The organism is Alkalihalobacillus phoenicis (genome assembly GCF_047302405.1).
In the GTDB taxonomy this organism is placed as follows: domain Bacteria; phylum Bacillota; class Bacilli; order Bacillales; family Bacillaceae_D; genus Alkalihalobacillus.
On record NZ_CP154853.1, the window covers coordinates 1,326,371 to 1,353,367 of the forward strand.

General features: G+C 36.9%; 28 protein-coding genes and 1 riboswitch. Of the genes, 22 read left to right on the plus strand and 6 right to left on the minus strand.

The annotated features are described in order from the left end of the window. Positions 1–168 precede the first annotated feature (168 nt). From AA0017_RS06275 to AA0017_RS06305, 7 genes are all read left to right on the plus strand, one after another. Complete coding sequence (locus AA0017_RS06275) at positions 169–891, plus strand: YqcI/YcgG family protein (RefSeq protein ID WP_413380214.1); 723 nt, start codon at positions 169–171, stop codon at positions 889–891. 243 nt (positions 892–1,134) lie between these two features. Beyond that, positions 1,135–1,287, plus strand: coding sequence for a hypothetical protein (locus tag AA0017_RS06280; protein ID WP_413380215.1), 153 nt, complete (start codon positions 1,135–1,137; stop codon positions 1,285–1,287). A 201-nt stretch (positions 1,288–1,488) separates the two neighbouring features. Next, the gene (locus tag AA0017_RS06285; RefSeq protein ID WP_413380216.1) at positions 1,489–2,286 is read left to right on the plus strand and encodes a transporter substrate-binding domain-containing protein; all 798 of its coding nucleotides are present in this window, start codon (positions 1,489–1,491) and stop codon (positions 2,284–2,286) included. 38 nt (positions 2,287–2,324) lie between these two features. Then, a complete protein-coding gene (locus AA0017_RS06290; RefSeq protein WP_413380217.1) occupies positions 2,325–2,981 on the plus strand; it encodes an amino acid ABC transporter permease in 657 nt (218 codons plus the stop codon). Next, on the plus strand, positions 2,974–3,696 hold the full coding sequence (locus tag AA0017_RS06295; protein ID WP_413380218.1) for an amino acid ABC transporter ATP-binding protein: 723 nt from the start codon (positions 2,974–2,976) through the stop codon (positions 3,694–3,696). The genes AA0017_RS06290 and AA0017_RS06295 overlap by 8 nt, the downstream gene beginning before the upstream one ends. A gap of 162 nt (positions 3,697–3,858) precedes the next feature. Beyond that, complete coding sequence (locus AA0017_RS06300; protein ID WP_413380219.1) at positions 3,859–4,869, plus strand: aromatic acid exporter family protein; 1,011 nt, start codon at positions 3,859–3,861, stop codon at positions 4,867–4,869. Between the two features lie 40 nt (positions 4,870–4,909). Continuing rightward, the gene (locus tag AA0017_RS06305) at positions 4,910–5,425 is read left to right on the plus strand and encodes a L,D-transpeptidase (RefSeq protein ID WP_413380220.1); all 516 of its coding nucleotides are present in this window, start codon (positions 4,910–4,912) and stop codon (positions 5,423–5,425) included. 139 nt (positions 5,426–5,564) lie between these two features. Here the strand turns inward: AA0017_RS06305 and prli42 are convergent, their stop codons facing one another. Then, on the minus strand, positions 5,565–5,654 hold the full coding sequence (gene prli42 / locus AA0017_RS06310) for a stressosome-associated protein Prli42 (RefSeq protein ID WP_152563068.1): 90 nt from the start codon (positions 5,652–5,654) through the stop codon (positions 5,565–5,567). Positions 5,655–5,835: 181 nt separating this feature from the next. Between prli42 and AA0017_RS06315 the strand changes: the two genes are divergently transcribed. After that, entirely contained in the window at positions 5,836–6,957 is a 1,122-nt protein-coding gene (locus AA0017_RS06315; RefSeq protein WP_413380221.1) for a M20/M25/M40 family metallo-hydrolase, read from the plus strand. Between the two features lie 299 nt (positions 6,958–7,256). On the opposite strand, the gene AA0017_RS06320 is transcribed toward AA0017_RS06315, so the two are convergent. Next, positions 7,257–7,466 carry a hypothetical protein gene (locus tag AA0017_RS06320; RefSeq protein ID WP_413380222.1) on the minus strand — a complete coding sequence of 70 codons (210 nt, stop codon included), beginning with the start codon at positions 7,464–7,466 and terminating at the stop codon, positions 7,257–7,259. 368 nt (positions 7,467–7,834) lie between these two features. On the opposite strand from AA0017_RS06320, the gene AA0017_RS06325 reads away from it, so the two are divergent. The 7 genes from AA0017_RS06325 to AA0017_RS06355 all read left to right on the plus strand — a co-directional run bounded on the left by AA0017_RS06325 (position 7,835) and on the right by AA0017_RS06355 (position 15,805). Next, a complete protein-coding gene (locus tag AA0017_RS06325; RefSeq protein WP_413380223.1) occupies positions 7,835–9,463 on the plus strand; it encodes a Na/Pi cotransporter family protein in 1,629 nt (542 codons plus the stop codon). Positions 9,464–9,575: 112 nt separating this feature from the next. Continuing rightward, positions 9,576–10,817, plus strand: coding sequence for a DNA polymerase IV (locus tag AA0017_RS06330; protein WP_413380224.1), 1,242 nt, complete (start codon positions 9,576–9,578; stop codon positions 10,815–10,817). Positions 10,818–10,898: 81 nt separating this feature from the next. Further along, on the plus strand, positions 10,899–13,163 hold the full coding sequence (locus AA0017_RS06335) for a hypothetical protein (protein ID WP_413380225.1): 2,265 nt from the start codon (positions 10,899–10,901) through the stop codon (positions 13,161–13,163). Beyond that, positions 13,160–13,459, plus strand: a complete 300-nt coding sequence (locus AA0017_RS06340) for an EscU/YscU/HrcU family type III secretion system export apparatus switch protein (RefSeq protein ID WP_413380226.1) — start codon at positions 13,160–13,162, stop codon at positions 13,457–13,459. The genes AA0017_RS06335 and AA0017_RS06340 overlap by 4 nt, the downstream gene beginning before the upstream one ends. A 56-nt stretch (positions 13,460–13,515) precedes the next feature. Beyond that, on the plus strand, positions 13,516–13,941 hold the full coding sequence (gene fliS, locus AA0017_RS06345; RefSeq protein WP_413380227.1) for a flagellar export chaperone FliS: 426 nt from the start codon (positions 13,516–13,518) through the stop codon (positions 13,939–13,941). Between the two features lie 13 nt (positions 13,942–13,954). Beyond that, positions 13,955–15,328 carry a flagellin gene (locus AA0017_RS06350; protein ID WP_413380228.1) on the plus strand — a complete coding sequence of 458 codons (1,374 nt, stop codon included), beginning with the start codon at positions 13,955–13,957 and terminating at the stop codon, positions 15,326–15,328. A gap of 36 nt (positions 15,329–15,364) precedes the next feature. Next, positions 15,365–15,805 (plus strand): YaaR family protein, encoded by a 441-nt coding sequence (locus AA0017_RS06355; RefSeq protein WP_413380229.1) that lies wholly within the window; start codon positions 15,365–15,367, stop codon positions 15,803–15,805. Positions 15,806–17,229: 1,424 nt separating this feature from the next. Here the strand turns inward: AA0017_RS06355 and AA0017_RS06360 are convergent. Continuing rightward, positions 17,230–17,835, minus strand: a complete 606-nt coding sequence (locus AA0017_RS06360) for a CPBP family intramembrane glutamic endopeptidase (RefSeq protein ID WP_413380230.1) — start codon at positions 17,833–17,835, stop codon at positions 17,230–17,232. A 31-nt stretch (positions 17,836–17,866) separates the two neighbouring features. Here AA0017_RS06360 and AA0017_RS06365 point away from each other — a divergent pair, with 31 nt between their 5' ends. Then, entirely contained in the window at positions 17,867–18,328 is a 462-nt protein-coding gene (locus AA0017_RS06365; protein WP_413380231.1) for an SRPBCC family protein, read from the plus strand. Between the two features lie 25 nt (positions 18,329–18,353). Here AA0017_RS06365 and AA0017_RS06370 read toward each other — a convergent pair whose 3' ends face one another. Further along, positions 18,354–19,325, minus strand: a complete 972-nt coding sequence (locus AA0017_RS06370; protein WP_413380232.1) for a DMT family transporter — start codon at positions 19,323–19,325, stop codon at positions 18,354–18,356. Between the two features lie 120 nt (positions 19,326–19,445). Beyond that, positions 19,446–19,595, minus strand: a riboswitch (FMN riboswitch). Between the two features lie 123 nt (positions 19,596–19,718). After that, positions 19,719–20,168 (minus strand): cyclic-di-AMP-binding protein CbpB, encoded by a 450-nt coding sequence (gene cbpB / locus AA0017_RS06375; protein WP_413380233.1) that lies wholly within the window; start codon positions 20,166–20,168, stop codon positions 19,719–19,721. Between the two features lie 164 nt (positions 20,169–20,332). Between cbpB and AA0017_RS06380 the strand changes: the two genes are divergently transcribed. The 6 genes from AA0017_RS06380 (at position 20,333) to cysC (ending at position 24,832) form a co-directional block, all read left to right on the plus strand. After that, the gene (locus tag AA0017_RS06380) at positions 20,333–20,569 is read left to right on the plus strand and encodes a hypothetical protein (protein ID WP_413380234.1); all 237 of its coding nucleotides are present in this window, start codon (positions 20,333–20,335) and stop codon (positions 20,567–20,569) included. A 286-nt stretch (positions 20,570–20,855) separates the two neighbouring features. Further along, entirely contained in the window at positions 20,856–21,002 is a 147-nt protein-coding gene (locus tag AA0017_RS06385; RefSeq protein ID WP_413380235.1) for a YezD family protein, read from the plus strand. Between the two features lie 141 nt (positions 21,003–21,143). Continuing rightward, the gene (locus tag AA0017_RS06390; protein WP_413382434.1) at positions 21,144–21,836 is read left to right on the plus strand and encodes a phosphoadenylyl-sulfate reductase; all 693 of its coding nucleotides are present in this window, start codon (positions 21,144–21,146) and stop codon (positions 21,834–21,836) included. Positions 21,837–21,865: 29 nt separating this feature from the next. Further along, positions 21,866–23,011, plus strand: coding sequence for a sulfate adenylyltransferase (sat, locus tag AA0017_RS06395; RefSeq protein ID WP_413380236.1), 1,146 nt, complete (start codon positions 21,866–21,868; stop codon positions 23,009–23,011). Positions 23,012–23,038: 27 nt separating this feature from the next. Further along, a complete protein-coding gene (locus AA0017_RS06400) occupies positions 23,039–24,115 on the plus strand; it encodes an inorganic phosphate transporter (protein ID WP_413380237.1) in 1,077 nt (358 codons plus the stop codon). A gap of 111 nt (positions 24,116–24,226) precedes the next feature. Then, positions 24,227–24,832 (plus strand): adenylyl-sulfate kinase, encoded by a 606-nt coding sequence (gene cysC / locus AA0017_RS06405; RefSeq protein WP_413380238.1) that lies wholly within the window; start codon positions 24,227–24,229, stop codon positions 24,830–24,832. A 359-nt stretch (positions 24,833–25,191) separates the two neighbouring features. Here cysC and AA0017_RS06410 read toward each other — a convergent pair whose 3' ends face one another. Further along, entirely contained in the window at positions 25,192–26,982 is a 1,791-nt protein-coding gene (locus AA0017_RS06410) for a S8 family peptidase (protein ID WP_413380239.1), read from the minus strand. Positions 26,983–26,997: the final 15 nt, after the last annotated feature.

Sequence of the window (26,997 nt, forward strand, 5' to 3'; positions counted from 1 at the left end):
GGTCCTTTTATGACCTTATCCCACAGCTTTTTTGTGCCTTTTAATCAATTTCATAGCCCTTTTTCTCTTAGTTTATAAAAGATCTCTTTTTTATCTTATATCAACACTTAAGTTGAACTTCTAGAATAAACAGGTTATTCATATAATTTGGCGAGAGGAGTGTACATGGTGAAAAAGAGCTACTTATTAGATCAAAAGTCAATGTCTCAAGTTTTATTACCAAGCTGGTTCAATGTAAGTTATAAGCAGTTTCAACAGGTAGTATTAAAAAAAGATTTTCCTTGTTTTTTTGGAAGGAAAGCAGAACAATTAGGAGAATTACGATACTCTTTTTTACCTCATGCTGACTGGAGCCACCTACCTAAAACATTAAAAGATTTTTTGGAATTAACCAAGCAGCGTCCCTTAGTGAGAAGAGGGTTATTTGTTTTTGTTGAACCTGAAGAAAAGGAGCAGCCTTTACAGTATTATCGACGATATTTTTGGGATGTTCTCCAATATTTAAATACTCAGGATGATAAAGCATGGCCATTGCACACACCAAGTGATCCTGAACATCATTTATGGTCATTTTGTTTTGAAGAGGAGTCGCTTTTCTCATTTGCCAATGCTCCTGCGTATAAACAAAGAAAAACGAGGAATTTAGGTCAAAGTATGGTGATTGGCTTTCAGCCGAGGCTCATTTTTGAAGGATTAGAAGGAACCGAACAGAATGGCATTTATTCAAGAGAAGTGGTTAGAAATAGAGTGGAGGAGTGGGATGGTTTATCTAAACATCCAGACATAAGCCACTATGGAGATCAAAACCATCATGAATGGAAACAATTTTTTATAAGTGATGATTGTGAGCCAATCCAAGAGAAGTGCCCGTTTAAATCAATGAATAAGTAACAAATGAGCCTTCTGGAGAGGGCTTTTTTTTATGGAATTGTAAAGGTGTGTAATAAAATACTGAAATTTTTGAATAAAAAAACCAAAATGTGTAAGAATTTAATGAGAAAATTTGAAGTCTATTGTGAAAACTTGTAAATGGAGGAAAAAGCGTTATCATTAGCCGTTTCTTTGGGTAGTATTAGAGTAGAACAAGAAAAAACATCACATTAAATCTTTAAAACTATGGAGGAGGAAATTCAAATGAGTAAAAAATTATTGTATATGTTAGCAGCAGGTGCGTTATCAGTTAGTGTGTTAGCAGCGTGTGGTGGAGATGGAGAGATGGATGATCCAGCATTAAATGAAGAGCCGACATTAGAAATGGAAGAAACAGAAGACGGTGGTTTTGAATAATCAATAATTAATGATAGAAAGAAAGTAACGGTCACCGTTGCTTTCTTTTTTTTGTGGTATAATAAATTTAATTTTCTAAATATTATTTCCGGAAATCATTTTTTGAAAAAATAGTTTAAATTAAAATATGAATGTGTTATTATGCATGAGTAAGTATAAATATTATTTTATTATATAATTAAATAGGTGGAGGCAGGAAAAATGAAAAGACATAAATGGTCAACTTTAGGATTTACAGCAGTCCTTTCTTTAGGGTTATTAGCAGCATGTGGAACAGCAGACGAAAATGATAATAATGAAGCTTCGGGCGATACACCGGATGCAGAGACATTAGTTATGGGAACGTCTGCTGACTACCCACCATTTGAATCGGTTGACATCACTTCTGATGAGTTTGTAGGTTTTGATATTGATATTGCTAAACATATTACTTCTGAACTTGGTTATGATTTGAAAATTGAAGATATGGACTTTAATTCATTACCACCAGCCTTACAGAACGGTCGCGTAGACTTTGTATTATCAGCAATGACACCGACAGAAGAACGTAAAGAAAACCTTGATTTCTCAGATAATTATTATGATGCTCACAACTTAATGGTTATACAAGAAGATTCAGGGATTGAAACTTTAGAAGATTTAGTAGGAAAAACCGTTGGGGTTCAGTTAGGTTCCATACAAGAAGAAGCGGCTGATGAACTTTCTGAGGAGTATGGATTTGATGTTGTCCAACTAAATCGAATTCCTGAAATTGTACAAGAACTTTTATCTGGTCGAATTGACGCAATTTTAATGGAAGATTCAGTTGCAGATGGGCATCTTAAACAACAGCAAACATTCACCTCGTTTGAAGTGGTTACTGAAGGGGAAACTGGTTATGCTATTGCTTTTAACAAAGATAGTGAGTTAGTAGAAGAGTTTAATGAAAAATTAAATGAAATGATTGAAAGTGGACTAATGGACGAGCTTATTAATGAGTGGATCCGTGATGCAGAATAATCCATTATCACTTTCAGATAGAAGAAAGGATATTTTTTATGGATTTAGATTTTAGTCAAATTGTACCCTATATCCCCTATATAACCGAGGGGATATGGGTCACCCTAAAATTTGTCTCGGTCTCTTTAATTATCGGATTAGCTTTAGGGATTGTTTTATCGGTTATGAAAATAAGTCGTTTTAAAGTACTTCGTTGGAGTGCAGATATTTATACATCGATTTTTAGAGGGACACCACTCATTTTACAACTTTCCTTATTTTATTTTGCTCCTCCTCAATTTGGGATTCCAATTTCTGCCTATGTCGCAGGGGTATTAGCTTTTGGATTGAATTCAAGTGCGTATGTGTCGGAAATTATTCGAGCTGGAATTGAAGCAGTTGATAAAGGACAAAAGGAAGCAGCAATGGCATTAGGCGTATCGAATCGCCAAATGATGATAAATATTATTTTGCCTCAAGCTTTTAAGAACATATTACCAGCGTTATTTAATGAATTTATTAATTTAACAAAAGAATCAGCAATCGTTTCTACAATTGCTGTAACTGATTTAATGAGACGTGCTCAAATTGTGAATGCGCAACTACATCGTTATTTTGAAACACTTTTATTTATTGGACTTATCTATTATTTATTAGTAATGGGCTTAACCGTTCTTGGTCGCCTTCTAGAAAGGAGATTAAAACGCGGTGATTAATGTTAACGAATTAAAAAAATCATTTGGAAAAAATGAAGTGCTGAAAGGAATATCAACGTCGATTGATAAAGGGGATGTCGTAGCGATTATTGGTCCGTCCGGATCAGGAAAATCGACCTTTTTAAGGTGCTTAAATAAGTTAGAAACGGCAAGTTCTGGAGAAGTTAGCGTTGGTGATATTGATATTACCAATCCTAAAGTTGAAATTTCCAAGGTACGTCAGCAAATAGGGATGGTCTTTCAACACTTTCATCTCTTTCCTCATATGACGGTATTAGAGAATATTACGTATGCTCCTATTAAGGTAAAGGGACTTTCTAAAGCAGAGGCTGCTAAAAAGGCAGAAGAGCTTTTGAAAAAAGTTGGATTATTAGAGAAAAGAGATGCTTATCCAAATCGTTTATCTGGTGGACAAAAACAGCGTGTCGCGATTGCACGTGCACTCGCAATGGAGCCAGAAATTATGTTATTTGATGAGCCGACTTCTGCTCTTGATCCAGAAATGGTCAAAGAAGTATTAGAGGTTATGAAAGATTTAGCTGAATCTGGGATGACGATGGCGATCGTCACACATGAAATGGGCTTCGCACGTGAAGTGGCGGATCGTGTTCTCTTTTTAGATAATGGTTTGTTAGTAGAAGAAGCAGACCCAAAGCAATTTTTCACAAACCCACAGTCAGCAAGGGCGAAGGAATTTTTAGAAAAAGTTTTATAAGAAAAAAATGCTCGAGTGTTCGGGCATTTTTTTTGATCTAATTCTGTTTGTGCGGCAGGTTAAAAATTGATGAAGTTCGTATAAAAGTTATAAACCAAACTAGAATTAAGTAGTGCGGAGACGTATAATTATATTTTAAAGATGCCAGAAAAATATAGGAGAATGATAGTGAATTTACATATAAAAAAATGGCCACCGTACAAAATTGGTTATCGTACATTAAAAACAGCTTTAGGAGCGGGTCTGTCAATTGCAATTGCAAGTCTTTTAGGGTTGGATTTTTATTCATCAGCGGCAATTATTACGATACTTTGTATATCTGTCACGAGAAAACATTCCTTAGCCGTATCATGGGCACGAATTCTAGCTTGTGTGATCGCTCTTGTATTAAGTGCGGCTATTTTTGAATTACTTGGTTATAACCCGTTTAGTTTAAGTGTTTTGTTGTTGCTGTATATTCCGTTGGTCGTTATGCTTCGAATTCAAGAAGGGCTAATAACGAGCTGTGTTATTTTGCTTCATTTATATGTACTTGAAGCTTTTTCATGGGCGATTTTTTTCAATGAACTATTATTAATTTTAATTGGTGTTGGCGTAGCATTGTTAATGAACTTATATATGCCTAGCGAAGAAAAGGAATTAAGGCGTTACCGAAAAGAAATCGAGGAGCAATTTTCAACAATCTTAAATGAATTGGCAACCTTTCTAAAACAAGGTGATAACCGTTGGGACGGGAAGGAAATAAACGAGACCGTCCAATTGTTAAAAGAAGGGAAACAATTGGCCAGGCGCAGTATGAATAACCACATTTTAAAATATGATGATCATTATTATCAATATTTTAATATGAGAGAAAAACAATTTGAAGTGATTGAGCGCCTGATGCCTTTTGTATCTTCGCTTCATTCAGAAACTAAACAAAGTAAAATGATTGCTGAGTATATTGAAAAATTATCAAAAGCGGTCAGCCCGAATAATTACGTGGCTTACTTTTTGGAACAGCTCGAGACGATGCGTGCTGAGTTTAAAGAAATGGAGCTCCCGCAAACGCGTGCTGAATTTGAAACACGTTCGACCCTTTTATATATCGTCTATGAATTAGAACAGTATTTACGGATTAAAGATAAATTATGGAATGAAGTGGATAAATCGACTCGCTCTCGTTCAAAATAAATGAAAGACTGAAAAAGAATGAGAGAAGGTATTTTGTGTTATGCCAAAACTATTATCTACCGTTTTAAGCCTCATTTTGGTGATTTCACCGATATGGCCGTTAGGGGATAACCCTTCAATAGGAGATCCTCTCATTATTGTTAACTTAGCTTATAATGAATTAGCTTTTATTAAGGATGGAGAAATCAAACAGGTTCATCAGGTGGCGAGTGGACAAATAACAAATGCAACTCCTTTAGGACAATTTACGATTATAGTTAAGGCAAAAGACCCTTATTATCGTAAATTAAATATTGAAGGTGGAGCTGAAAATAATCCATTGGGGACTAGGTGGATTGGTTTTGATGCAAAAGATACAGACGGTCGAACTTATGGGATTCACGGCACAAATCATCCTGAGCAAATTGGACAATACATAACGGCAGGATGTGTTCGATTACCAAATGAAGTGATTGAAGAACTCTATGAATTTATTCCATTAGGGACACAGATTTTAATAACAGAAGAGGATTTAAGCTTTGAGGAGTTGGCAAAGACATTAGGGGCAATTGAATAATATAATGGAGTCGGAATTCTTAATTTTAGAGATGCTTTTTGTAAATCTAGAAAGTTAGAAGCACGTTCAGACTTATGCCAAAAAGTAAACAAAAAAGCCGACTCAAGAAGTCGGCTTTTTATCTATTGGATTTTACTCATTAAAAAATACTAACTCCCATTAAGACTGTTCCAAGTACCATAGTAATAATCATAATGTATATAATGGCTTTCTGAAATTTACGTGGCATATTAACCCTCCTAATCATCACTACTTCTATTTTACTGTGAATTGGTCATATGGACAAGTGGTTTTCTGAAAACGAGTTCAAATTTAACCGTTCTTAATAGAAGAATAAAGGAAAAAGGTGATTTCTGTTTCAGGATCGTGTAAGATCATAAGTGATTTTATTTCATTTGGAGGCAAAAATCATGACAATTAACAAAGAACGTTTATTGAATCAGTTTTTAGAGCTTGTTCAAATTGACTCGGAAACAAAGTATGAAGGAGAAATTGCTCAATATTTAAAAAAAGTACTAACGGATTTAGGGTTAGATGTTTTTGAGGATGATTCAGCAGCCAAAACGGGACATGGGGCAGGTAATTTAATTTGTACCTTAGCTGCAACAAAAGATGGAGTTGACCCGATTTATTTTACTTCCCATATGGATACGGTTGTTCCTGGTATTGGAGTAAAACCTTCTATTGATGGGGACTATGTAGTGACTGATGGCACGACAATTTTAGGTGCAGATGATAAGGCTGGACTTGCTGTAATGATTGAAGCGATTCAAGTCTTAAAGGAAGAGAACATAGAGCATGGTACGGTTCAGTTTATTATTACGGCAGGAGAAGAGTCAGGACTTGTTGGTGCTAAAGCATTAGATAAAGCACATTTACAGGCGAAATATGGTTTTGCTTTGGATAGTGACGGTCCTGTTGGTGATATTATTGTTGCTGCTCCATCACAAGCAAAAATTAAGGCGGTTGTCCATGGGAAAACGGCACATGCAGGGGTTGCACCAGAAAAAGGAATTTCTGCCATTTCTGTTGCGGCAAAAGCGATATCTGCGATGCCTTTAGGACGAATTGATGCCGAAACAACAGCTAATATTGGACGTTTTGAAGGGGGAACACAAACGAATATTGTTTGTGATCATGTGGAAATTTTAGCAGAAGCTCGTTCATTAATAAATGAAAAACTTGATGAGCAAGTGGTTAAAATGAAAGCAGCTTTTGAAGAAACCGCGGCAAAAATGGGAACAACAGCGACTGTAGAAGTGATAATCATGTATCCAGGTTATAAGAGAGCAGATGGAGACGAAGTTGTCGAGGTCGCAAAAACGGCGATTCAAACAATTGGAAGAGAACCTAAGTTATTACATAGTGGTGGGGGAAGTGATGCCAATGTCATTGCTGGTATGGGAATCCCAACCGTTAATTTAGCCGTTGGTTATGAAGAAATTCATACAAAAAATGAACGAATGTCGATTACAGAGTTAAATAAGTTAGCTGAACTTGTTATAACAATTATCGGGCAAGTAGCAAAATAAGAAAAAGAGGTAAGGGCAAAACTATCTAAAAATGAGTTGGGTGACTAAAATGAAGGTCATCCAACTTTTTCTTATTGGAAATTCCTTATTTTATATTAAAAAAATAAGGAGGAGGTTCACAAGGGAGCGGTGAATTGAGCGCCATTCACTTTGATTCTAATAAATAGAACGAAAGCCGGTAACATTACCGGCTTTTCAGATCAGAGGAGGGTTATGTCCCGGCCTCTTTTTCTTGAGCGTAATTGCATCGGCATTATCTGAATCCATACCGGATTTTAGGTTACACTATAATTATTCACTTAATGATAAACAGTTAGGTTCAAATGGCTTGGGCCAAATTCTAAACATTCTAAGATAAACTCTTCGCTTTTACCAGTAAGAAGTGATAGGTCTGAAATGGTTATGGGATTGGATCCTGAATCATGGTGACTGTTTATGATCATTTTGACATGTTCATAAAAAACGGTGTAGGTGTCAGCTTGACCTGAGTCAATTAATTTCATTGGCATGATAACCCCTCCCAATTTCTTTAAAGAATTGTCTTATATATTTACACTAACTTACTTAAAGAGATCATGCAATTGATGATGAATAATTGAGAGATTTTTATTTTTATTTGACAAAACTTGTTAAGATTCTAAAAGAACCATTGTAAATAATGTAAAGATAATTAGTTTTATTATCACGAAATAAACCGACGATTTTGATTAGTCTGAAGTTAATTGCCAATTTTTAGGTTTGTTTTGTAAAGGTTTTGTAAAGATTTAATTCCTAATGTTAAAAGTATGTAAATGATAAATAGGCTCTGTTTACAGAGTGAAAAAAAGAGTTTATGCTTGTACACGGAATTAGAAAAAATCCTCTAGGAGTGGAACGAATGGTTGAAATTGATTTCCAAGAGACTTTATTTTATTTTCTTGGTGGTTTAGGTATTTTCCTATTTGGAATAAAATACATGGGAGATGGCTTAAAGAATGCTGCAGGCGATAGTTTAAGAGAAATATTAGATAAATGGACCTCTAATCCATTTATGGGTGTTTTAGCAGGTATTCTTGTTACAATTTTAATTCAATCTAGCTCAGGTACGACGGCGCTGACTGTAGGTTTAGTAAGTGCTGGTTTAATGACATTAAGACAAGCTATTGGTGTCATTATGGGGGCTAACGTTGGGACGACGGTAACAGCTTTTATCATTGGAATTGATGTAGGAGCGTATGCATTACCTATATTGTTTGTAGGTACCGCGTTACTATTTTTCTTTAAGAAGCCCATTTTAAATTATATTGGACAAGGATTCTTTGGCTTTGGTGCTCTATTTTATGGTTTAGAATTAATGGGTGGGGCCATGAAGCCTTTAAGTCAATTAGATTCCTTTTCACAATTAACTTTATCAATGAGTGATAATCCACTTCTTGGTGTTTTAGTTGGAACAGTGATGACGGTTATCATCCAAAGTTCTACAGCAACAATTGGTATTTTACAAGGTCTTTTTGCTGAAGGTGCGATGTCATTAGATGCAGCATTACCTGTATTACTAGGAGATAATTTAGGGACGACAGTAACGGCTGTGTTAGCAGCTATTGGAACTTCAATTGCCGCAAGACGTGCTGCACTTGTACATGTCGTTTTTAACTTAATTGGTGCGGTTATCTTCTTAATATTATTACATCCATTTACAAACTTAATCGCTTATTTCCAAAGTTCACTGAACTTAAATGCACAAATGACGATTGCTTTTGCTCACGGCTCATATAATATTATGAATACCATTATTCAACTGCCATTCGTAGGGGTACTGGCTTGGATTGTCACGAAGCTGATACCGGGTGAAGATAAAGTGATTGCATATAAACCGAATATTAGTCCGCTTTTATTGGAACAATCTCCTTCAATTGCTCTTGGTCAAGCAAGAGAAGAAGTGTTAAAAATGGGGAATTATGCAACTGAAGGATTAAATGAAGCGACAAACTATTTAAAAACAAAAGATAAAAAGTATGGCGAGCTTGTTATGCAGTATGAAGAAGCGATTAATACGTTCGACCACGCTGTAACTGACTATCTTGTTAGCATGTCAGGGCATACGATGTCTGAAGCCGATACAAAACTTCATACCGTGCTCGTTAACGCGGTGCGTGACATTGAACGAGTCGGTGATCATATGGAAAATGTTAAAGAGCTTGTTGATTATCAATTAGCGAATAAATTTGATTTATCGGACAGTGCTCTTGAAGAATTAGAAGTAATGATCGATTTAACCGTAACAACTTATAAAGAAGCATTAGAATCTTTAAAAACACTGGATAAGACACTTGCTGAAGATGTGTTAATAAAAGAAGACGAAATTGATAAGATGGAACGTAACTTAAGAAAGAAACATATTAAACGTTTAAATGAAGGCACTTGTACAGGTAGTGCAGGGATCGTGTTTGTTGATATCGTTAGTAATTTAGAACGAATTGGCGACCATTCGGTTAATATTGCTCAAGCTGTATTGGACGAAGATTAATTATAGTAGAGGAGTTCATTTGTTGGTGGAAACACTAATGAAATGAGCTTCTTTTTTTATTTGAATAAGAACAAACTTTCGTATAAAATGAAGCTGAAAGGAGGAGAGCAATATGTCAAAGTCACGGGTCATTTTTCATATTGATATGAATAGTTTTTATGCCTCGGTTGAAATGGCTTATAATCCGAAATTAAAAGGCAAACCGATAGCGATAGCTGGAAATGTCGAAAAAAGAAAAGGGATTATTGTCACGAGTAGCTATGAAGCCAGAGCGAAAGGCGTCAAAACGACGATGCCTGTATGGCAAGCAATGAAGCTATGTCCACATCTGATGCTCATTCCTCCGAATTTTTCAAGATATAAGGCTGCATCACAAGCTCTTTTTGATTTATTAAAAAGCTATACTCCTTTAGTGGAACCCGTTTCGATTGATGAAGGTTATGTTGATGCAACTTTTTATTTAAAAGAAGGTCATCCAGTTCAACTAGCGAAAGAAATCCAGCAACGACTGCTTGATGAGATGGATTTACCTTGTAGTATCGGGATTGCTCCGAATAAATTTTTAGCGAAAATGGCGAGTGATATGCAAAAACCTAAAGGCTTAACAATTTTACGAAAAAGAGATTTAAAAGACAAATTATGGCCGTTGGATATAAGTGAAATGCACGGGATCGGAAAACGAACCGTTGAAAAGTGGAAAAAACTTGAGATTCAGACGATTGGTGATTTAGCTAATGCCGATAAACAGTTATTGGAGCAACATTTTGGAGTCAATGGTTTGAGGTTACGTGAACGAGCAAAAGGAAACGATACTCGTGAAGTGGATCCTGATTCGATTTATGAATTTAAAAGCATCGGTCATTCTTCGACACTTTCGAATGATACGATTAATGAATTGAAAATAAAAAATGAACTAAAAAGACTTGCGGGTTTAGTGGAAAGGCGTTTAAAGAGGAAAAAAGTATGTGCATACGGAATACAAATTATGGTTCGATATGCAAATTGGAAAACGATCACAAAGAGTCATAAAGTAGAAAACCCGATTCAAGATGAACATGACCTTTACCAAGAAAGTTTATACTTATTTAATAAGGCATGGAAAGGGGATTATATTCGGCTACTTGGTATTAGTACCTATGATTTGATCGACCAAGAACACGCTTATAAACAGCTTGATTTATTTAATTATAAAGAGGATGAAAAAAAGCATAAATTATTAGAAACAGTAGGACAATTAAAAGAGAAATATGGCCATGCTGTTTTTCCACAAGCCAATGCCAAAAAAGTTGAAATAAAAGAAAATAATGAAACACTCCGAACGAGTTTTCAGCGTGATTTCCTTGATGAGCAATAATTCAAGAAATCACGTTTTTTGTTTAATGATTCTTAAAAAAAGCCGATATATAAAAGAGAGTGAATATCAGGAGCTGAACTTATGCAAATTAATGTCCAACTTTTACAAACGAATCAATCTACCGAAAAAACGGCCCAAATGAAACAAGGCGATAAATGGCCAATAACGATAAAAGAAAGCCTTAACGAGAAAGAAGCCATTGTTTCGATTAAAGGGAAAGAAATGAAAGCCTCTTTTCCTGGTGGAGTACCTAACCAATCGAGGGTATCGGTTGAAGTAGTTGATCATAAAGAGGGAATGCTCACACTAAAAGAGGTCAATCAGAATCAAACGAATAAAGGGAATTCGGTAGCAGATAATACCAACTCCCAAACGTTAAGTTTAGGAAGTCAAAAAGCGAGTCCAGAATTAAGAGCAGCAATCGAACTATTACATAAAAAAAATATTCCGATTACAAAAGAAACGCTCAAACAATTACATACCTTTTTTTCAGAAGGGTCCGATCAAAAAAACAGATTTGCTTCTTTAGAGGCATTAATACATAAAAAAATAGAACCGACCTTACACCAGTTACGTAGCGTCCATGAGGCCTTACACGGTCAGCCTTATAGTAAGGCACTAGAGCAATTAAATGTCCGAGGACTGGATTTACATAGACAGCCAGTACTGGATGCCGCGTTAAGAGATGTCGCCGCATTACTGCAAAAAAATCCGAATCAAGCTGTGTTCAATCGAGTAGAACACTTGTTAAATCAATTGGTACAAAACCAAAAATTAGGAAGCGCGGAAGCGAATGATCTCTCCCACTTATTAACACAAACGAACATTTTGAATCAGCTGTCCTCGATCCAAAATGTTCAAGTTTTATTAGAGGAGATGCTCCAGAGTCAAAATTTGGGAGGTTCGATTACTCAACAACCAAAAAGTGAGTCGCTTCCCACCCAAAACATCTCACATCAAGTGGAACAAATAAAAAGAGGAGCGTTAAAAGAACCAAATATTCAAAATATCTTAACGGAATTACGTAGTTTCCTCTTGCAAAATCAAGCTTTGTTAACAAATGAAATGATAGAAAACATACAAAGCAATATTACTCAGGCAGAATCAAAGCTAGAAGACGGTCGGGAATTGAAGGCAAGACAAATCATCCAAACGGTTTTACAAGGATTAGATCAAGTAAGTGATAAAGACTTTATATCATCCGCTTATTTAAAAGGTAATGAAGCTGTGCCAATTCAAGGAATAAGTAAACAGATCGCTGTGACAACGGTCACCGAAAAAATGGCTGAATTAACCGATTCTTTTAAACAAACACAAAGAGATATTTCCAGGACGTTAGATGTGGTGGTAAGGCAACAGGAATTGCTTCCAAACTCTAAACAAACAAAACCATTACTTGAAACCGTCATAAAAAAATTAGATCATGCCATTATGAAAAGTGAAATGCTTTTATTTACCGATATGAAAACAGAACGTTCTTTACTAAAAGCGAGCAGTCAATTACAAGAAGCGAGAAGTTTGTTGCAGACTGGTCAATTCCAGCAAGCCCGAGCAATCGTGCAAGAAGTAAAAGGGAATATGGAGTCGCTTGTTTTTAAACCGTCAGAAACAAAGGTAAGACATATATCTACAAATGAATTAAATCGAAGTGATATGCCTGAGCAAAGACCTTCTATAGAAAGACCAATGACCCACCGAGAGGCAAGTAGTCGTACTTTATTTGAAGCCTTTAAGCAGTTAGGGTTTAATCGTGAGTCAGACGTCGCTCAACAATTATTAAAGCAGCCGAATCGGAACATTGAAATGGAACCAAGGGATATTAAATCACAATTAATGCAAATCGCTAAAAATGAGTCAGAAGGAAGAGTTCAACAACTGGCAAGTCAAGCATTGCAAAACCTTACGGGACAACAGCTTTTGAGTCGTTCCGAACCTCATAGCCACATGCAAAATATGATGTTTCAATTGCCGCTCTTAATGGGAGAACAAGTAGAAAACATTCAACTGTTTTTAAAAGCTCGCAATGGTGGTGAACAATTAGATTGGGAAAATTGCTCCCTATATTTTTTATTAGAAACAAAAAAATTAGGGGAGTTAGGTATTTCGATATCTGCTGCAAACCGTCAGTTATCCATTACATTAAAAAATGACGCTCCTCATTTTGAAGGAAAAATGACCCCATACGTGGAGAGTGCGATCGCAAAATTAAGTGAAATTGGCTATTCCTTAAATGGGATTCGTTTTGAACAAATGAAACCATTGGAGGAAAAAGCTATGGAACAACCAGTCATAGAAAATACACAAAAAGCAGTCTTTACGGAGGAAGGGTTTGATTACAAAATATGAATCATTATCAATATATCAATCAAACAAAACGCCAAAAACATAACGGGAAAAGTGTAGCCGTCATTCGGTATGATGAACAAAATCAAGACGCTCCAAGGGTTGTAGCCCAAGGACGAGGGCAAATAGCGAATCAAATTTTGGATATGGCTAAAGAGCATAATATTGAAATGCAAGAGGACTCTCATCTATTAGCAAATTTATTAGAGGTTGATTTGGGAGAACAAATTCCACCACAGCTTTATTCGGTAATGGCGGAAATTTTACTCATGATTGAAAGAATGGAAAGAGAGACTTAACAATTATTCAGTTAAGACGATAGTAAAGATAAGAACAAAAAAGTGGAGGGAAAATATTGAACGGGTTACTAACAGAAGAGTGGCTATATCAGAAATCGTCACAGGAAATTACAAGCCTGTTATATGAAGCTTGTCTGAATCAACTAGAAGAGTCAATTGAATCAATTGAACTTAAAAATTTTATCAAAGCGAATGAGCATTTACAAAAAGCTTCAGATATTCTTGTTCGATTGGGTGCGGGTTTAAACTATGAAGCTGGGATTTTAGCTGATCAACTCGAGCAGCTTTATCAATATATGGCGGAACGTCTTTTGCTTGCTAATTTACAAAAAGACCGTCAGATAATAGAGGAAATCATCGTCATTTTACATCAATTAATGAACGCTTGGAACGAGGCAATGAGCTCAAAAAAAGATCAAGAATCCAATGTTATTAGACAACAGAAAAATCGATATGAAAAATTAGCTATTTACGATAACTAGAGGAGAGAGCTTTATGAAAATTAATAATAATATTCAAGCATTAAATGCTTACCGCAATTTATATCAAAATCAATTCCAAACGTCGAAAAACCTTGAGAAACTTTCTTCAGGATTAAGAATTAACCGTGCGGCAGATGATGCAGCAGGACTTGCGATTTCAGAAAAAATGCGTTCGCAAATTCGTGGTTTAAAAATGGCCGAACGAAATGCAATGGATGGGATTTCCTTAATGCAAACATCTGAAGGAGCCATGCAAGAAGTACATACGATGTTACAAAGAATGCGTGAATTATCTGTCCAAGCGGCTAACGATACGAATACCGAATATGATCGTGAGCAAATCCAAAAAGAAATCGATCAATTAATGACCGAAATCGATAGCATCTCAGAAAAAACCGAGTTTAATACAAGGAAGTTATTGAATGGCTTTAGTGCCGTGTTGACGACTTATGATCAAGCGGACAATAACATCAACTTAGTAGGTTTCCCAACAGTAACTGATGCTAATTTGAAGTCTGGGGATTATCAAGTTAAAATCTCTGATGTGACGATCGAACCAACTGTTACACAACCTAAGGCGGGCTTATCTCAAGGTGACATCACCTTAGCAGAGTCAGAAAATGAAATGAAATTAGGCGAATATACTATCCATGTTCGTAATTTTACAGGTGATACGGCAAATATTGAAATCATAGACCCCGATGGCTTGTCTTTAGGTGAACAAACCGTTTTTGTTGGTGAAAATGATGGTGCTGGGGACATGGAAGTGCATGGAGTTTTAATCGATACAACTAAAATTTCTTCTTCAGGTACTGTTAAAGTTAATATGGAGGCAACTGCAACGATTGAATTATTAGATAACAGTGCTCCGCCAAAAACAATCCAAGCAGCTCGTGAAGTTACTTCAGTTAATGGAAAAATGAAACATGGTGGAATTGATTACCAATTTAACTCGAATGTAAGTAATGGGGAACTGAATTTCACTGTCACAAACAACGCTCTTTCTTTCCAAATCGGACCGAATACGAACCAAAATGTGATGATTGATATTCCACAAATGGATGTTGTAACTCTTGGAATTGAAGGAATTAATGTTGTGTCAAATGACGGGGCAAACGATGCAATTTTCCGCATTGACCAGGCGATTAATAAGTTGTCTGATGCTCGTGCTAAACTTGGAGCAGTCCAAAATCGTTTGGAGCATACGATTAATAATTTACAAGTGACACATGAAAATTTAACGGCTTCTGAATCACGAATTCGTGATGCGGATATGGCCTTAGAGATGACCGAATTCACTCGTAATAACATCTTAAATCAATCAGCAACGGCCATGCTTGCTCAAGCAAATCAACTTCCACAAGGGGTCTTACAACTGTTACAATAATAATGGAACGAGTTAGAGTGTAAAGGTGGATTGGACATGGATGTACAAAGAATTGCCACAACTGGGATTGGGAAACCAGCTCCGAAGTCTTCCACGAAGACGAGTGCTTCGGTCTCTTTTTCAGAAGTGATGTCAGGAAAACGGGATCAAGCAGCTGAACATCGTTTAAGAGAATTAATGGGCAAAATTGAAGACCAAGGAAAGACATTGTCTGAAACGAGAACGGTTGAAGAACTGCGAAAATATAAGCAACTGATTAAAGAGTTTGTTGGAGAAGCAGTTGAGCATGGCTTAAGTTTGGAAGAAAAGAGAGGCTTTAATCGCAGAGGACGTACGAAAATTTACAAAATCGTAGAACAAGTCGATCAGAAACTTTTGGATTTAACGAATGCCGTTTTAGAGAAAGAGAAAAAAGGCTTAGATATTCTCGATATGGTGGGAGAAATTAAAGGCTTGTTGATTAATATTTATGCGTAAAGGCTGTCTTAAAAAGTCAATCGACTTTTTGAGAAGTCTTTTTTTGTGTGAGTGAGTTTCAGTGGATTGGTAATGAAAAAAGTGAGAAGCAGAAATTAGGGTATGAATAAACCTTAATTACTCAACTTTCACAGCGTATGATTGACCCTTAACCATTGATAGAGATTGATTTTAGGGCGATACCATACTCAAATTGACTTTACATGGACGGTTCAATCGTTGACAGTCTGAACACATCTCTTAGTAGGCTGTTGAAGGAAACTGTTCACTAAAATTAGGCCCTCCGGCGGTCGCTACCAAAACCATACTCCGCGTCCTTGCCGAGAACCTGGCGAGCCTCCTCGGTTTATTCGAGGTCACTGAAAAAGTTCTGTGAGTTACAATAGGGTTGGATGATTTGGCTTACTCCGCCAGCTGCATACCCTACGCGTTCCGCGGGTGAACCGGGAGCCTCCTCACTCATCGCTGCGGGGTCTCCCGTGTTTCACTTCTCCCGCAGGAGTCTCCGGGTATTCCGCTGGCTCCGTTTTGGTCAAAGAAAAACCAGCTGAGCCATAATAGATCATCTAATGAATCACCTAATTATTTGAGATTCTTCCCCGGTAAAGGTGAGAATAAGACTTTTTCAGTAAGCTCGGTTTATTCCTGCGGGAGTCTCCGTATGGTTTTGTCCGCTAAGTGTAGGGGAGAGGCTTGATGATATGGCCATTCTCAATCAGCTATTTCTAACGCAGAAGGACCTTCTTCTTCCCTTTGTTGGTTATGGAACTAAATAGGGAGTTGCCACCTATTTTTTTCCTAAGTCTGCCGTCATGAAAAGACAGGATTCCAATCGAAACCAGCTCGATCATCTAGCTAACGTACAGAGCATCCACACGGATTTGTTTACAACTGTAACGGAATGAGTCATGGAAGGAGAAAAATCATTCTCAAGCTAATGTCCTTTGAAGTCATGACTGTTTTTTTGTTCAATGAGAAAACTGAACCTAGATTCGATTCCATTATCTAGCGGACAAACAGACACGGAGACTCCCGCAGGAATAAACCGTCCAATGAGACCCCGCAAGCGTGCTGAGGAGGCTCATGAGGTTCCTGCAGGACGCGGAGTGTCTGTTTGGGAGCGACCGCCGGAGGGCCTATTATTTTTTTCTTGATGCGCAGTTTATCCGTTTTGTGTGATAGTACGTTCTCGCTAGTACGCTCTCGCTTTTTAAACGTGTCAAGGGCATTTGTTTAAGAGCTTCCCTTTCGCTCTGCCAACTAGTTGAACGGATTTTCTCGATGCGAAAGTGGAGTTAATTAGTAATGAAACTCGCCAAATACTAAAATTACAGTATGAATAAATCAAGTGTAAGAAAAAAAGCTTTCAAGGTCATTTTGACTTTGAAAGCTTTTAGCGTGAATATAAGTATTAACACAACCGGTTATAACAATGGAAACAAAACAAGTAGAAATAAATTGAATATTTGATGGCAGAAGATGACGGCCCAAATGTTTTGTGTGCGATAGTAAAGGTAATTCCAAACAAGGCCGGCCATTAAGGCGGCTAATACGAGTAAAAGTGAGCCTGATAATAGGTGGACAACCCCATAAAATAGGGTAGCGATCAAAATGGCCTTCGTAGCCGAAAATTTATGTAGCCATTGATTTAACATAAAGTAACGCCAAAAAAACTCTTCACCTGGTATGAGAATAAAAAACAACCAAATATAATGATACCATTCTTTTGGTTGGACGAGTTGATACAGCTGTTCTAATGACACAAGTAAAGGAATGCCTGTCAGAATTAAAAGCTCTTTCCCAAGGGCGAATACTAGGTAAATCATGATGCCACTTGCAGGGGCAGCTAGCCACCCTTTTGTGACCGTTTGAAAGAGGGGAGTTTCCGTGAATAGTAAGGCGTAGAGCGTTAACAGTGCTAACGATATCGGAAAAATAATCCAAAAATCAAATGGTTGCCAGAGAAAACTAATAAATAAAAGAACAGACGCTAAAAGAAGGCCTAAATATGTATGTTTCAAATGACTCATCCTATCTAAATATTTAAATCGAGGTGTTTGTATGGATATAAAAGTGTTTCAGTACACAACCATTATACCAGCAAAATTAAATACCGTATGGCCCTTTTTTTCTAATCCAAAAAACTTAATTGAAATCACAAGCTTTCCGCCGATTGTACAATTAAAGCTGGAAGAGGTGGAATCCGGCACACAAATCGTCGAAATCGACTTTTCGCTAAGTTTTCTCTCGTACAGATGGCTTGCCGAAATCACAATAGATGAGGCTAATTGTCAATTTACTGATGTAGCTATGAATCCGCCCTTCCCACTAGATTATTGGAAACATACTCATACATTTAAACAGCAAGGTGCTTATACTGTGATGTGTGATCGACTAGAAATCACAACAAAAATTCCGAGTTTTGTATTAAAAAACATTTTACAGCAAATGTTTAAGAGTCGAGAGAAAGCGATAAAACAATATTTAACTAAAAACACCCCTAATAAGAGAGTTTCTCATTAGGGGTGTTTGATAAGTGACTCACCATTTATGCGGATGTCAGCGGTTCAGGAACACGATGGGTTGGTGTTGGCTGCTTTTGAATCGATAAGAAGTACATAGTCGACCAAATGAGCAAGAAGCCGATAAATTGGGCAACTGAAACAACCTCATTAAAAACAAGCCAGTTAATGATTAGGGCGACTGTTGGGAAACTTAGCTCCGCAATGGTCGCTAATGATGCTTTTGTATTTGCTAGTCCACGATAGTAGATTAAGATACTTAATAAACCAGGGATTAAGGCAGAGGCAGCAAGGTTAATAAAGATAATAGCTGATGCCCCTGTTGTTGCTGGCAATGACCATGCTGCTCCTTGGAAGGCGACGATCATAATTAATAATGGCAAAGCCACGATAAAACGTAAAGCGGTAACGGTCTCGTATTTCATATCATTTAATAAATATCTTCCCATCACAGTTGAACCGCCCCATAAGGCTGCCGCTGCAATAGAGAGTAGACTTGCCGCTTGAAAAAAGTCTCCCACTGAACCGAATGGAAAATTAAATCCAAATGTTAATAAATAGGTCCCCATCAAAGCAATGATAACTGCCGTTGCAAAATGGCGTGGTAGGGCCTCTTTTAAAATGATTCTCGCTAAAAAGATCGCAAATAATGGCTGTAATTGCTGCAGTAATAAGACGATATTAATTTCCCCGTACGTTAAACCTAATGTAAAAAGAATGGTTGCTAACGCTGAACCACCCCAAGCAATAAAGATAATCGCTCCTAAATGTTTGAACTTGACTGATTTTAAGTCCGCTCGATTCGCCCATAATAACGGAACCGCGATAAATAATAATAAGACATGCTCTAATAAGACAATTTGGGCAGAGGTAAAAGTATCTAGTAAAAGCATCCGAAAAATCGGATTAATCCCCCAAAATGCTGCTCCAATTGCGACAAACCAAAACCCATGTTTCATTACTTTCTGTTTGTTTAAAGACTGATCTGACTGTACCATAACTCAAACTCCTTTTGTTTGAACATGGAATCTTAACAAAAGAGAAAGCCTTCTTTTTAAATAAAAGAAGGCTTACGAAATAAACGTGCTCGATTGTTGCCAATCAGAACAAGCGTACTATTCGATCTCCTCCCATCCGGACTTTAACCGTCGGCCTTGGAATGTCACCAAGTCAATCTTTAAATGTCGAGCACTTAAAGAGTCGCGGGCTAAGATTTATCATAAATCATCACCGCCGGTAAGGAATTTCACCTAACCCCGAAGATTCATATTCAGTTCATATAATATTTTTATCATAATACGATGTTGGTTATTAATCAATACTTACTTTTTAAAAGTTATTAAAAATAGAGCAAATAACCCTCTCAAGAGGATAGAAACCTTTATAAGCTATTATGAACTCTCTTGTTTATGTAAGTATTTACTTACAAGGGCAAGAATCGACCGTCTTGTTAAAATACCTAAAAATTCTCCACGCTCATCAACGACACATAAGAAGGGATGGTTGATTGTTAAGTTAAGAGCTCTTGAAAAGGTATCTTCCTTTTTGATCGTCGGTACATCTGTATTCATAACATCAGCGACTACTTGGTTAGATAATCGTTCCATTTCAAATTGTTCAACACCTAATAACGAATCTAGGATTAAAGAGTTACTTATGATGCCGTGTAGCTTATACGTCGGGTCAAGGACTGGAATAACCGTATATCCAGATTTAATAAGGACGAGCAAAGCGTGTTCTAAGGGGTTTTTTAATTGTACGTGAGCCACTTTTTCCATTGGTACAATTAATTCATGTAATTCTCCTGCCATTAATGTTTGATTTTTTAAATGTTGAATCATGTTATCACTTCTTTTTATTATATTTGTTTGACAGTATTCTTCTACTTTATCGTACCGCTCCAAAAATGAGTATGTCAAGAAATAAGGCATTTATTTGGAAGGTAAAAAAGTTCTCATATTTTTTGGAGAATTTGGCGATACTTTTTAACAAATGAGGTGAGAGAATGCATTCCAAACAAACGGTAACCTATATTTGTGAGACATATTATTCTGGAAATCAATATTTCTATAAAAAGGAATTGATTACCTTTGATTCATGGGATAATCCGAGTTCCTTAGCATGGTCAATGCCTAGACCTATTTCTGAAAAAACTTTTAAAAGACGGAAAAAAGAAGGCTATAAAGTTATTTATACATATAATGAAAAAATTCCTGCCAAAGTTATCCCTTTTTCAAAATAAAGAACCATCTAAAACTTAATAAAAGATAGAAAACCCATGGCTCGTTTATAAAGGTTATGGGTTTTTAGTGTGGATGAAGACAAATGGGAAGGAACGAGCAAAGCAATCTATATATTGTACCAATTAAAGTCACTCAAATTAAATTAGCCCATTTTTCGGAAAATTCACGAACGATTATTGACATTCATGCAAATGATGGATAGAATACTATTAAACTAATAAATCATATGAAAATACAAGGAATTAAATTTGTCTTTGATGGAGGTTTAATGCTAGGAGGAGTAGCATGACTAACGCTGAAAAATCTTTGGAGCAAGTATCGGAAACGTTAAAAGACCTTTTAGAAGGCTTGCAGTATGGTTCGATTACGATAATTGTTCAAGACGGAAAGATTATACAATTGGAAAAGAATGAAAAAGTACGAATTAAATAACCGTTGTTGCTGACTAGACAAACTAGAGGCGGCGTTCACTATAAGGAGGTAATATGCTTGCTTCTTTAGTGAACGTCGTCTCTTTTCGTTTGTATTTTAATAAAAGAGGGGGAGGAAAGCTTGTTTATCTCATATGACACGATGGAAAAGGCAGATTATGAAACACTAAATAAAAGCCTAGAGAGAAAAGATAGTCTTGATATATTAAAGTGGGCCTACCGAGAATTTGGTGACGAAATTGTTTATTCCTGTAGCTTCGGTGTTGAAGGAATGGTGTTAATTGATCTCATTAGTAAAGTGAATAAAGAAGCTAAAATTATTTTTTTAGATACCGATTTTCATTTTAAAGAGACGTATGAATTAATTGATAAAGTGAAGGCTCGTTACCCAACTTTAAAAATTAACCTAATTAAACCTAATTTAACACCGGAAGAACAGGCGGAACAATATGGAGAGCAACTTTGGAAGGTTAATCCCGACAAATGTTGTCAGCTTAGAAAAATGGTTCCGTTAGAAAATCAATTAAGCCAACACCGAGCGTGGATATCGGGATTAAGACGTGAACAATCACCGACGCGGGTCAACACGGAATTTGTGAATAAAGACAATCGTTTTAAATCGGTAAAAATTTGTCCACTTATTCATTGGACAGAGGAAGAAATTTGGATGTATGTCAAACTACATCAATTGCCATATAACGACTTGCATGATCGGAACTATCCAAGTATCGGTTGTGAATACTGTACAAAGCCCGTTAAAGAAGGAGAAGACCCAAGAAGTGGTCGCTGGGCCGACTCCGGAAAAACGGAATGTGGATTACATCAACAACCTTAATAATAAGGAAGCTATAGGAGGAGAAATAAATGACATCTATTCAACCGCATGGTGGAACATTAATTGAACAATTTGACGCAAATTATGATTACACATCTATTACGAAGGAAATTAAATTAGATTCCTTTGCTTTATCAGATTTAGAATTAATCGGGATAGGTGGATTTAGTCCATTAACTGGATTTTTAGGGAGTGCTGACTATCAATCTGTCGTTACAAAAATGAGGTTAGAAGATGGGACGATTTGGAGTATTCCTGTCACTTTACCTGTTGAAGAGGTAAAAGCAAATGAACTTGAGCTTAATGAAAAGGTCAAACTTGTTTATGAAGGTTCTGTTTTTGGAGTCATCACGGTAACAGAAATTTATCAACCAAACAAAATTGAAGAAGCATTACATGTTTATCGTACAGATGATAAAAATCATCCTGGTGTTGCAAAATTATTTGAACGTCCCGAATTTTATGTGGCAGGACCAATCGTGTTAACGAAAAGAGTCAATCGTGGTCGTTTCCAATCGTACCATCAAGATCCAAAAGAAACGAGAGCGAAGTTTGCTGAATTGGGATGGAAAAAAATCGTTGGCTTTCAAACGAGAAACCCAGTCCACCGTGCTCATGAATATATTCAAAAGTCAGCTTTAGAGATTGTCGATGGGTTATTTTTAAACCCATTAGTTGGAGATACAAAATCAGATGATATTCCAGCAGATGTTCGAATGGAAAGTTATGAAGTTCTTTTAGAAAATTATTATCCAAAAGATCGAGTTTATCTATCTGTTTTCCCAGCAGCGATGCGTTATGCAGGTCCGCGTGAAGCTATTTTCCATGCAATCGTCCGTAAAAACTATGGTTGTACTCACTTTATTGTTGGGCGTGATCATGCAGGTGTAGGCGATTATTACGGGACGTATGATGCCCAATTAATTTTCTCTGAATTTGAAGAGGGTGAACTAGAGATTACGCCATTATTTTTTGAGCATAGTTTCTATTGTAAGGCTTGTGGGAATATGGCATCAACGAAAACATGCCCACATGCAAAAGAAGATCATGTGATTTTGTCAGGGACGAAAGTAAGGGCAATGCTTAGCAATGGTGAAGTACCACCACCGGAATTTAGTCGAAAAGAAGTTGTAGAAGTTTTAATACGCGGTATGCAAGAGCGTGTTGAAGCGTAGCGGTTTGAGAAGGAAGGGTGAATCCTTATGCTGGAAATTGTAGCTTTTGCGATTGCATTGTTTTTTGCGATGAACATTGGAGCGAGTGGTACAGCGGCTGCAATGGGACCAGCGTATGGAAGTGGGGCAATTCCGAATAAAAAAATCGCGATGATTCTTGTGGCTGTTTTTGCTTTTTTAGGGGCATTAGCAGGAGGAGAGGTAGTAAAGACGATCGGTGGAGGAATTATCCCTAATGAAATTGTTGATGTTCCGATTGTCATCATTATTTTAGCTTCTGCTTGTGGAACTTTATTTATTGCTAATTTAATCGGTATTCCTTTATCAACAAGTGAGGTTGTCGTTGGCTCAATTGTCGGAGTAGGAATTGCTTTTCAAGCTCTCTTTTTAAAAGAACTTCTTATTATCGTCAGCTTTTGGATTATCACTCCGTTTGTTGCCTTTTTTATGGCTTTATTAATCGGGAAAGTGACGATTTATGCTGAAAAAAGATGGCCGCAGCTACAGGGAAAAGGGAAATGGAAAAAACCGCTTATCTTTTTTCTCATTGCATGTGGGTGTATAGAAGCATATGCAGCAGGTATGAATAATGTTGCGAATGCAGTCGGTCCCTTAGTGGGTGCAGGTTTGATTGAAATTAATACAGCTGTCATTTATGGAGGATTATTTGTTGGGTTAGGGGCTATTTTACTTGGCGGTAAGGTTTTAGAAACGAATGGTAAAAAGATTACTCAATTGTCGTTATTACAAGGTAGCTCAGTATCTTTAACAGGTGGTTCATTGGTGATAGTCGCTTCTATATTTGGGTTGCCAGTGCCGTTAACGCAAATTACGACGTCAGCGATTGCAGGAATTGGAACAGCAGCAAATGGTTTTCAGATGTGGCAAAAAGGGATTATGAAGAAGATTATTAAAGTATGGATTGTCTCACCGGTTTTTTCATTAGTGATTGCGTATGGGCTTATTTTATTAATCAGGCAGTCTGACTTTTATACGTTATTTGTCATTGTCAGTGTCTTTATTGCAACAACAGGAGCGTTTAGCTTGTACCATACCGCCCGTAAAGAAAAACGTTCAACCTATGATGAAGGTGGAGGCATATAAAATACGACTACTTAAATTTTGTTGTGTTATAAAAGCAACATAGGTACTTGGTGAAGGAAACAAAAAACAATTATTAAAACGAAATCAGTCTAAAAAAGAAAAGGTGAAAAAATGAGTTTAAAAGGAACAGAAAATATTGTTTGGCACGAAACAACGATTAAAAAGGTCGAGCGACAAAAACAAAAAGGACATAAAAGCAGCATATTATGGTTTACAGGTTTATCTGGAGCGGGGAAATCGACATTAGCAAATGCCTTAGAATATCACCTTTTTCAAAAAGGACTTTCTAGTTATGTGTTAGATGGAGATAATGTTAGACATGGTTTAAATAAAGGCTTAGGTTTTAGTGATGAAGATCGAAAAGAAAACATTCGTCGAATTGGTGAGGTCTCTAAACTATTTGTGGATGCTGGAACGATTGTTTGCACCGCTTTTATTTCACCGTTCCGTGAAGATCGAGATGCAGTAAGAGCACTTGTTGAAGAAGGTGAATTTATCGAAATTTATGTTCGCTGTTCTTTAGACGCTTGTGAAAAACGCGATCCAAAAGGATTATATAAAAAAGCAAGAGCAGGAGAAATTCGCGATTTTACAGGAATTAGTTCGCCGTATGAAGAACCAAATTCCCCTGAGATTGTTATTGATACAGATCAATTGACAATTGAGGAGTCGGTGGAGAATATTTTAAATTATTTACAAAAGAAAGAGATTATTTAAGACACTAAAAAAGGTTCTTGAGTCAAAAGCTCATGAACCCTTTTAGGGTGAAAAAAACTAAGAGAATGGCTCTATGGAATATAACCTTAGAGCCATTTTGGCATGCAGATAGGTGGTTTTGGTATTTGGACTACTTGGCTGTCAATGTCTGAGGTTTTGGACAAAACCTCAGATTTTCATTACTAATCATCGTTTATATGTACTGTTCAACTAGCTGACGGAAGGTATGCAGGCTCTTGGTTCACGTGCGGAACGCGAATGGTCATTCGGTAGCGGCAATTAAAATAGATTTGTGAGGCTTTTGTACAATCAAAACCACTCGTGAGCACGAGTGGTTTTGATTGTGATTTTTAACTATATTATCTGTTTCGAGAATGAATGGACTGTAAGGCAGTGGTGACATCTATTTCACCATGCCCATAGTAGGAGTCACGACCGTTCGTGCCAAGATCTTCTGCTGTTGAGGTGATCACATCATACACCTCTTGATTGGTTAAATCTGGGCGTAGTGCTCGGATTAATCCGGCTAGCCCGGCAACATGAGGGGCAGCCATTGAAGTTCCAGACATAACCGTATAATTGTTATCTGGAAAAAGGCTTGGAATATGTTCACCAGGTGCTGATATATCAACATGCTCACCATAGTTTGAAAAGAATGCCCGTTTTTGATCTTGGTCAACAGCGGCAACAGTTAGTACTTCAGGGTAATAAGCTGGATACATCGGGTCTGACACATTATCATTTCCAGAAGCAGCAATAATCACAACATCGTTATCGTAAGCATATTTCACCGCATCATGTAACGCATCTGAATGATAATAATCACCTAAACTCATGTTGATTACTTGTGCACCGTTTTCAACAGCCCAATAAATACCATTCGCTACTTCGTATGAAGAACCTTCTCCATCATCATTTAATACTTTTACCGGTAAAATATTGCTTTTCCACGAAACACCGGCAATACCCGTAATATTATTCGTCATTGCGGCGGCAACACCGGCAACATGTGTCCCGTGACCATGGGCATCTGAGAAATCTCCACTTTCATCAAAAGCATTATAGCCATGTGAGATTTTATCCTTTAAATCCAAATGATCTGGATCGACACCGGTATCTAAAACTGCTATCGTTACATCCTCACCACCAGATAAATCCCAGCCATCGCTAATCTTAATTTGACTTAAGTTCCATTGATACGGTTCAAAAAACTCATCATTCGGTTTCGTTTGCTGGGCTCTGAGTTGGTTGGTTGTCATTAAGTAATTCGGTTCACTAAATGCAAGGTAGTAATCACGATTTAGGCGTTCAATTAATTGTGGGGTCGTTTCCTCATTGGATTGAATCACATAAAAAGGTCCAGATGAGGAAACGAGTTGTACATTTTGATTGTTTAAAAACCAGTCGTTAGCATGAGCGTCGTTTTTAAATTTAATAACGGCTTGATTTTCAATATAGGACTTTTGTTCAGACTCTGGCTTTGGATCTTTTGAGTGGACGACAATTTGCCAATCCAATTCAGGGACCGTTTTGGCTTGATATCCATCAGGGACATCATCTGTTGTTTCCCATTGGACTTTCGGATCATCTCCAGAGACAAAGAAGTTCCCATTAGAATCTGCTACAGAAGCCATATCTTTTACAAATGAGCGAATGAAGGTTAAATCGACTTCACCAATGATGTTACGACCATCTGGTAAGGTTTCTCCCATTAACATAAAATGTTGCTCATTTTTGATATAAGGATCTGAGAATTCACTTTGCATATGGGTATGGGTTAATAAAGAACGATCAAAAGTGGATATCTCACCAGCCTCGATAATGAGTTCATTGTCTTCATAGATGGCAAATCCGTTAAAATGTGGATGTTCAGCGAGTTCCTCGTGAAAGGCATTTTCCAAACTTTGATTCGTTAAATCATAATCAGACCACCGGTTTAGTTGTCCTGATAACTGTTTTAAAAACATCGATGTTGTTAACGATAAATCTTCGGCTAAAAGCTCATCCATTGCTGTCGAATCTAATGTTTGGGGAATCTCTTTTTCTAAAACATAATCTTGCTTATTATGATCAAGCATAAATCGTCCCATATAAAACATACCGATTCCAAATACAGCAAGAAGTAAAAGCGTAAAAACAGTTTTTTTCATTAATGTTCACCTCGT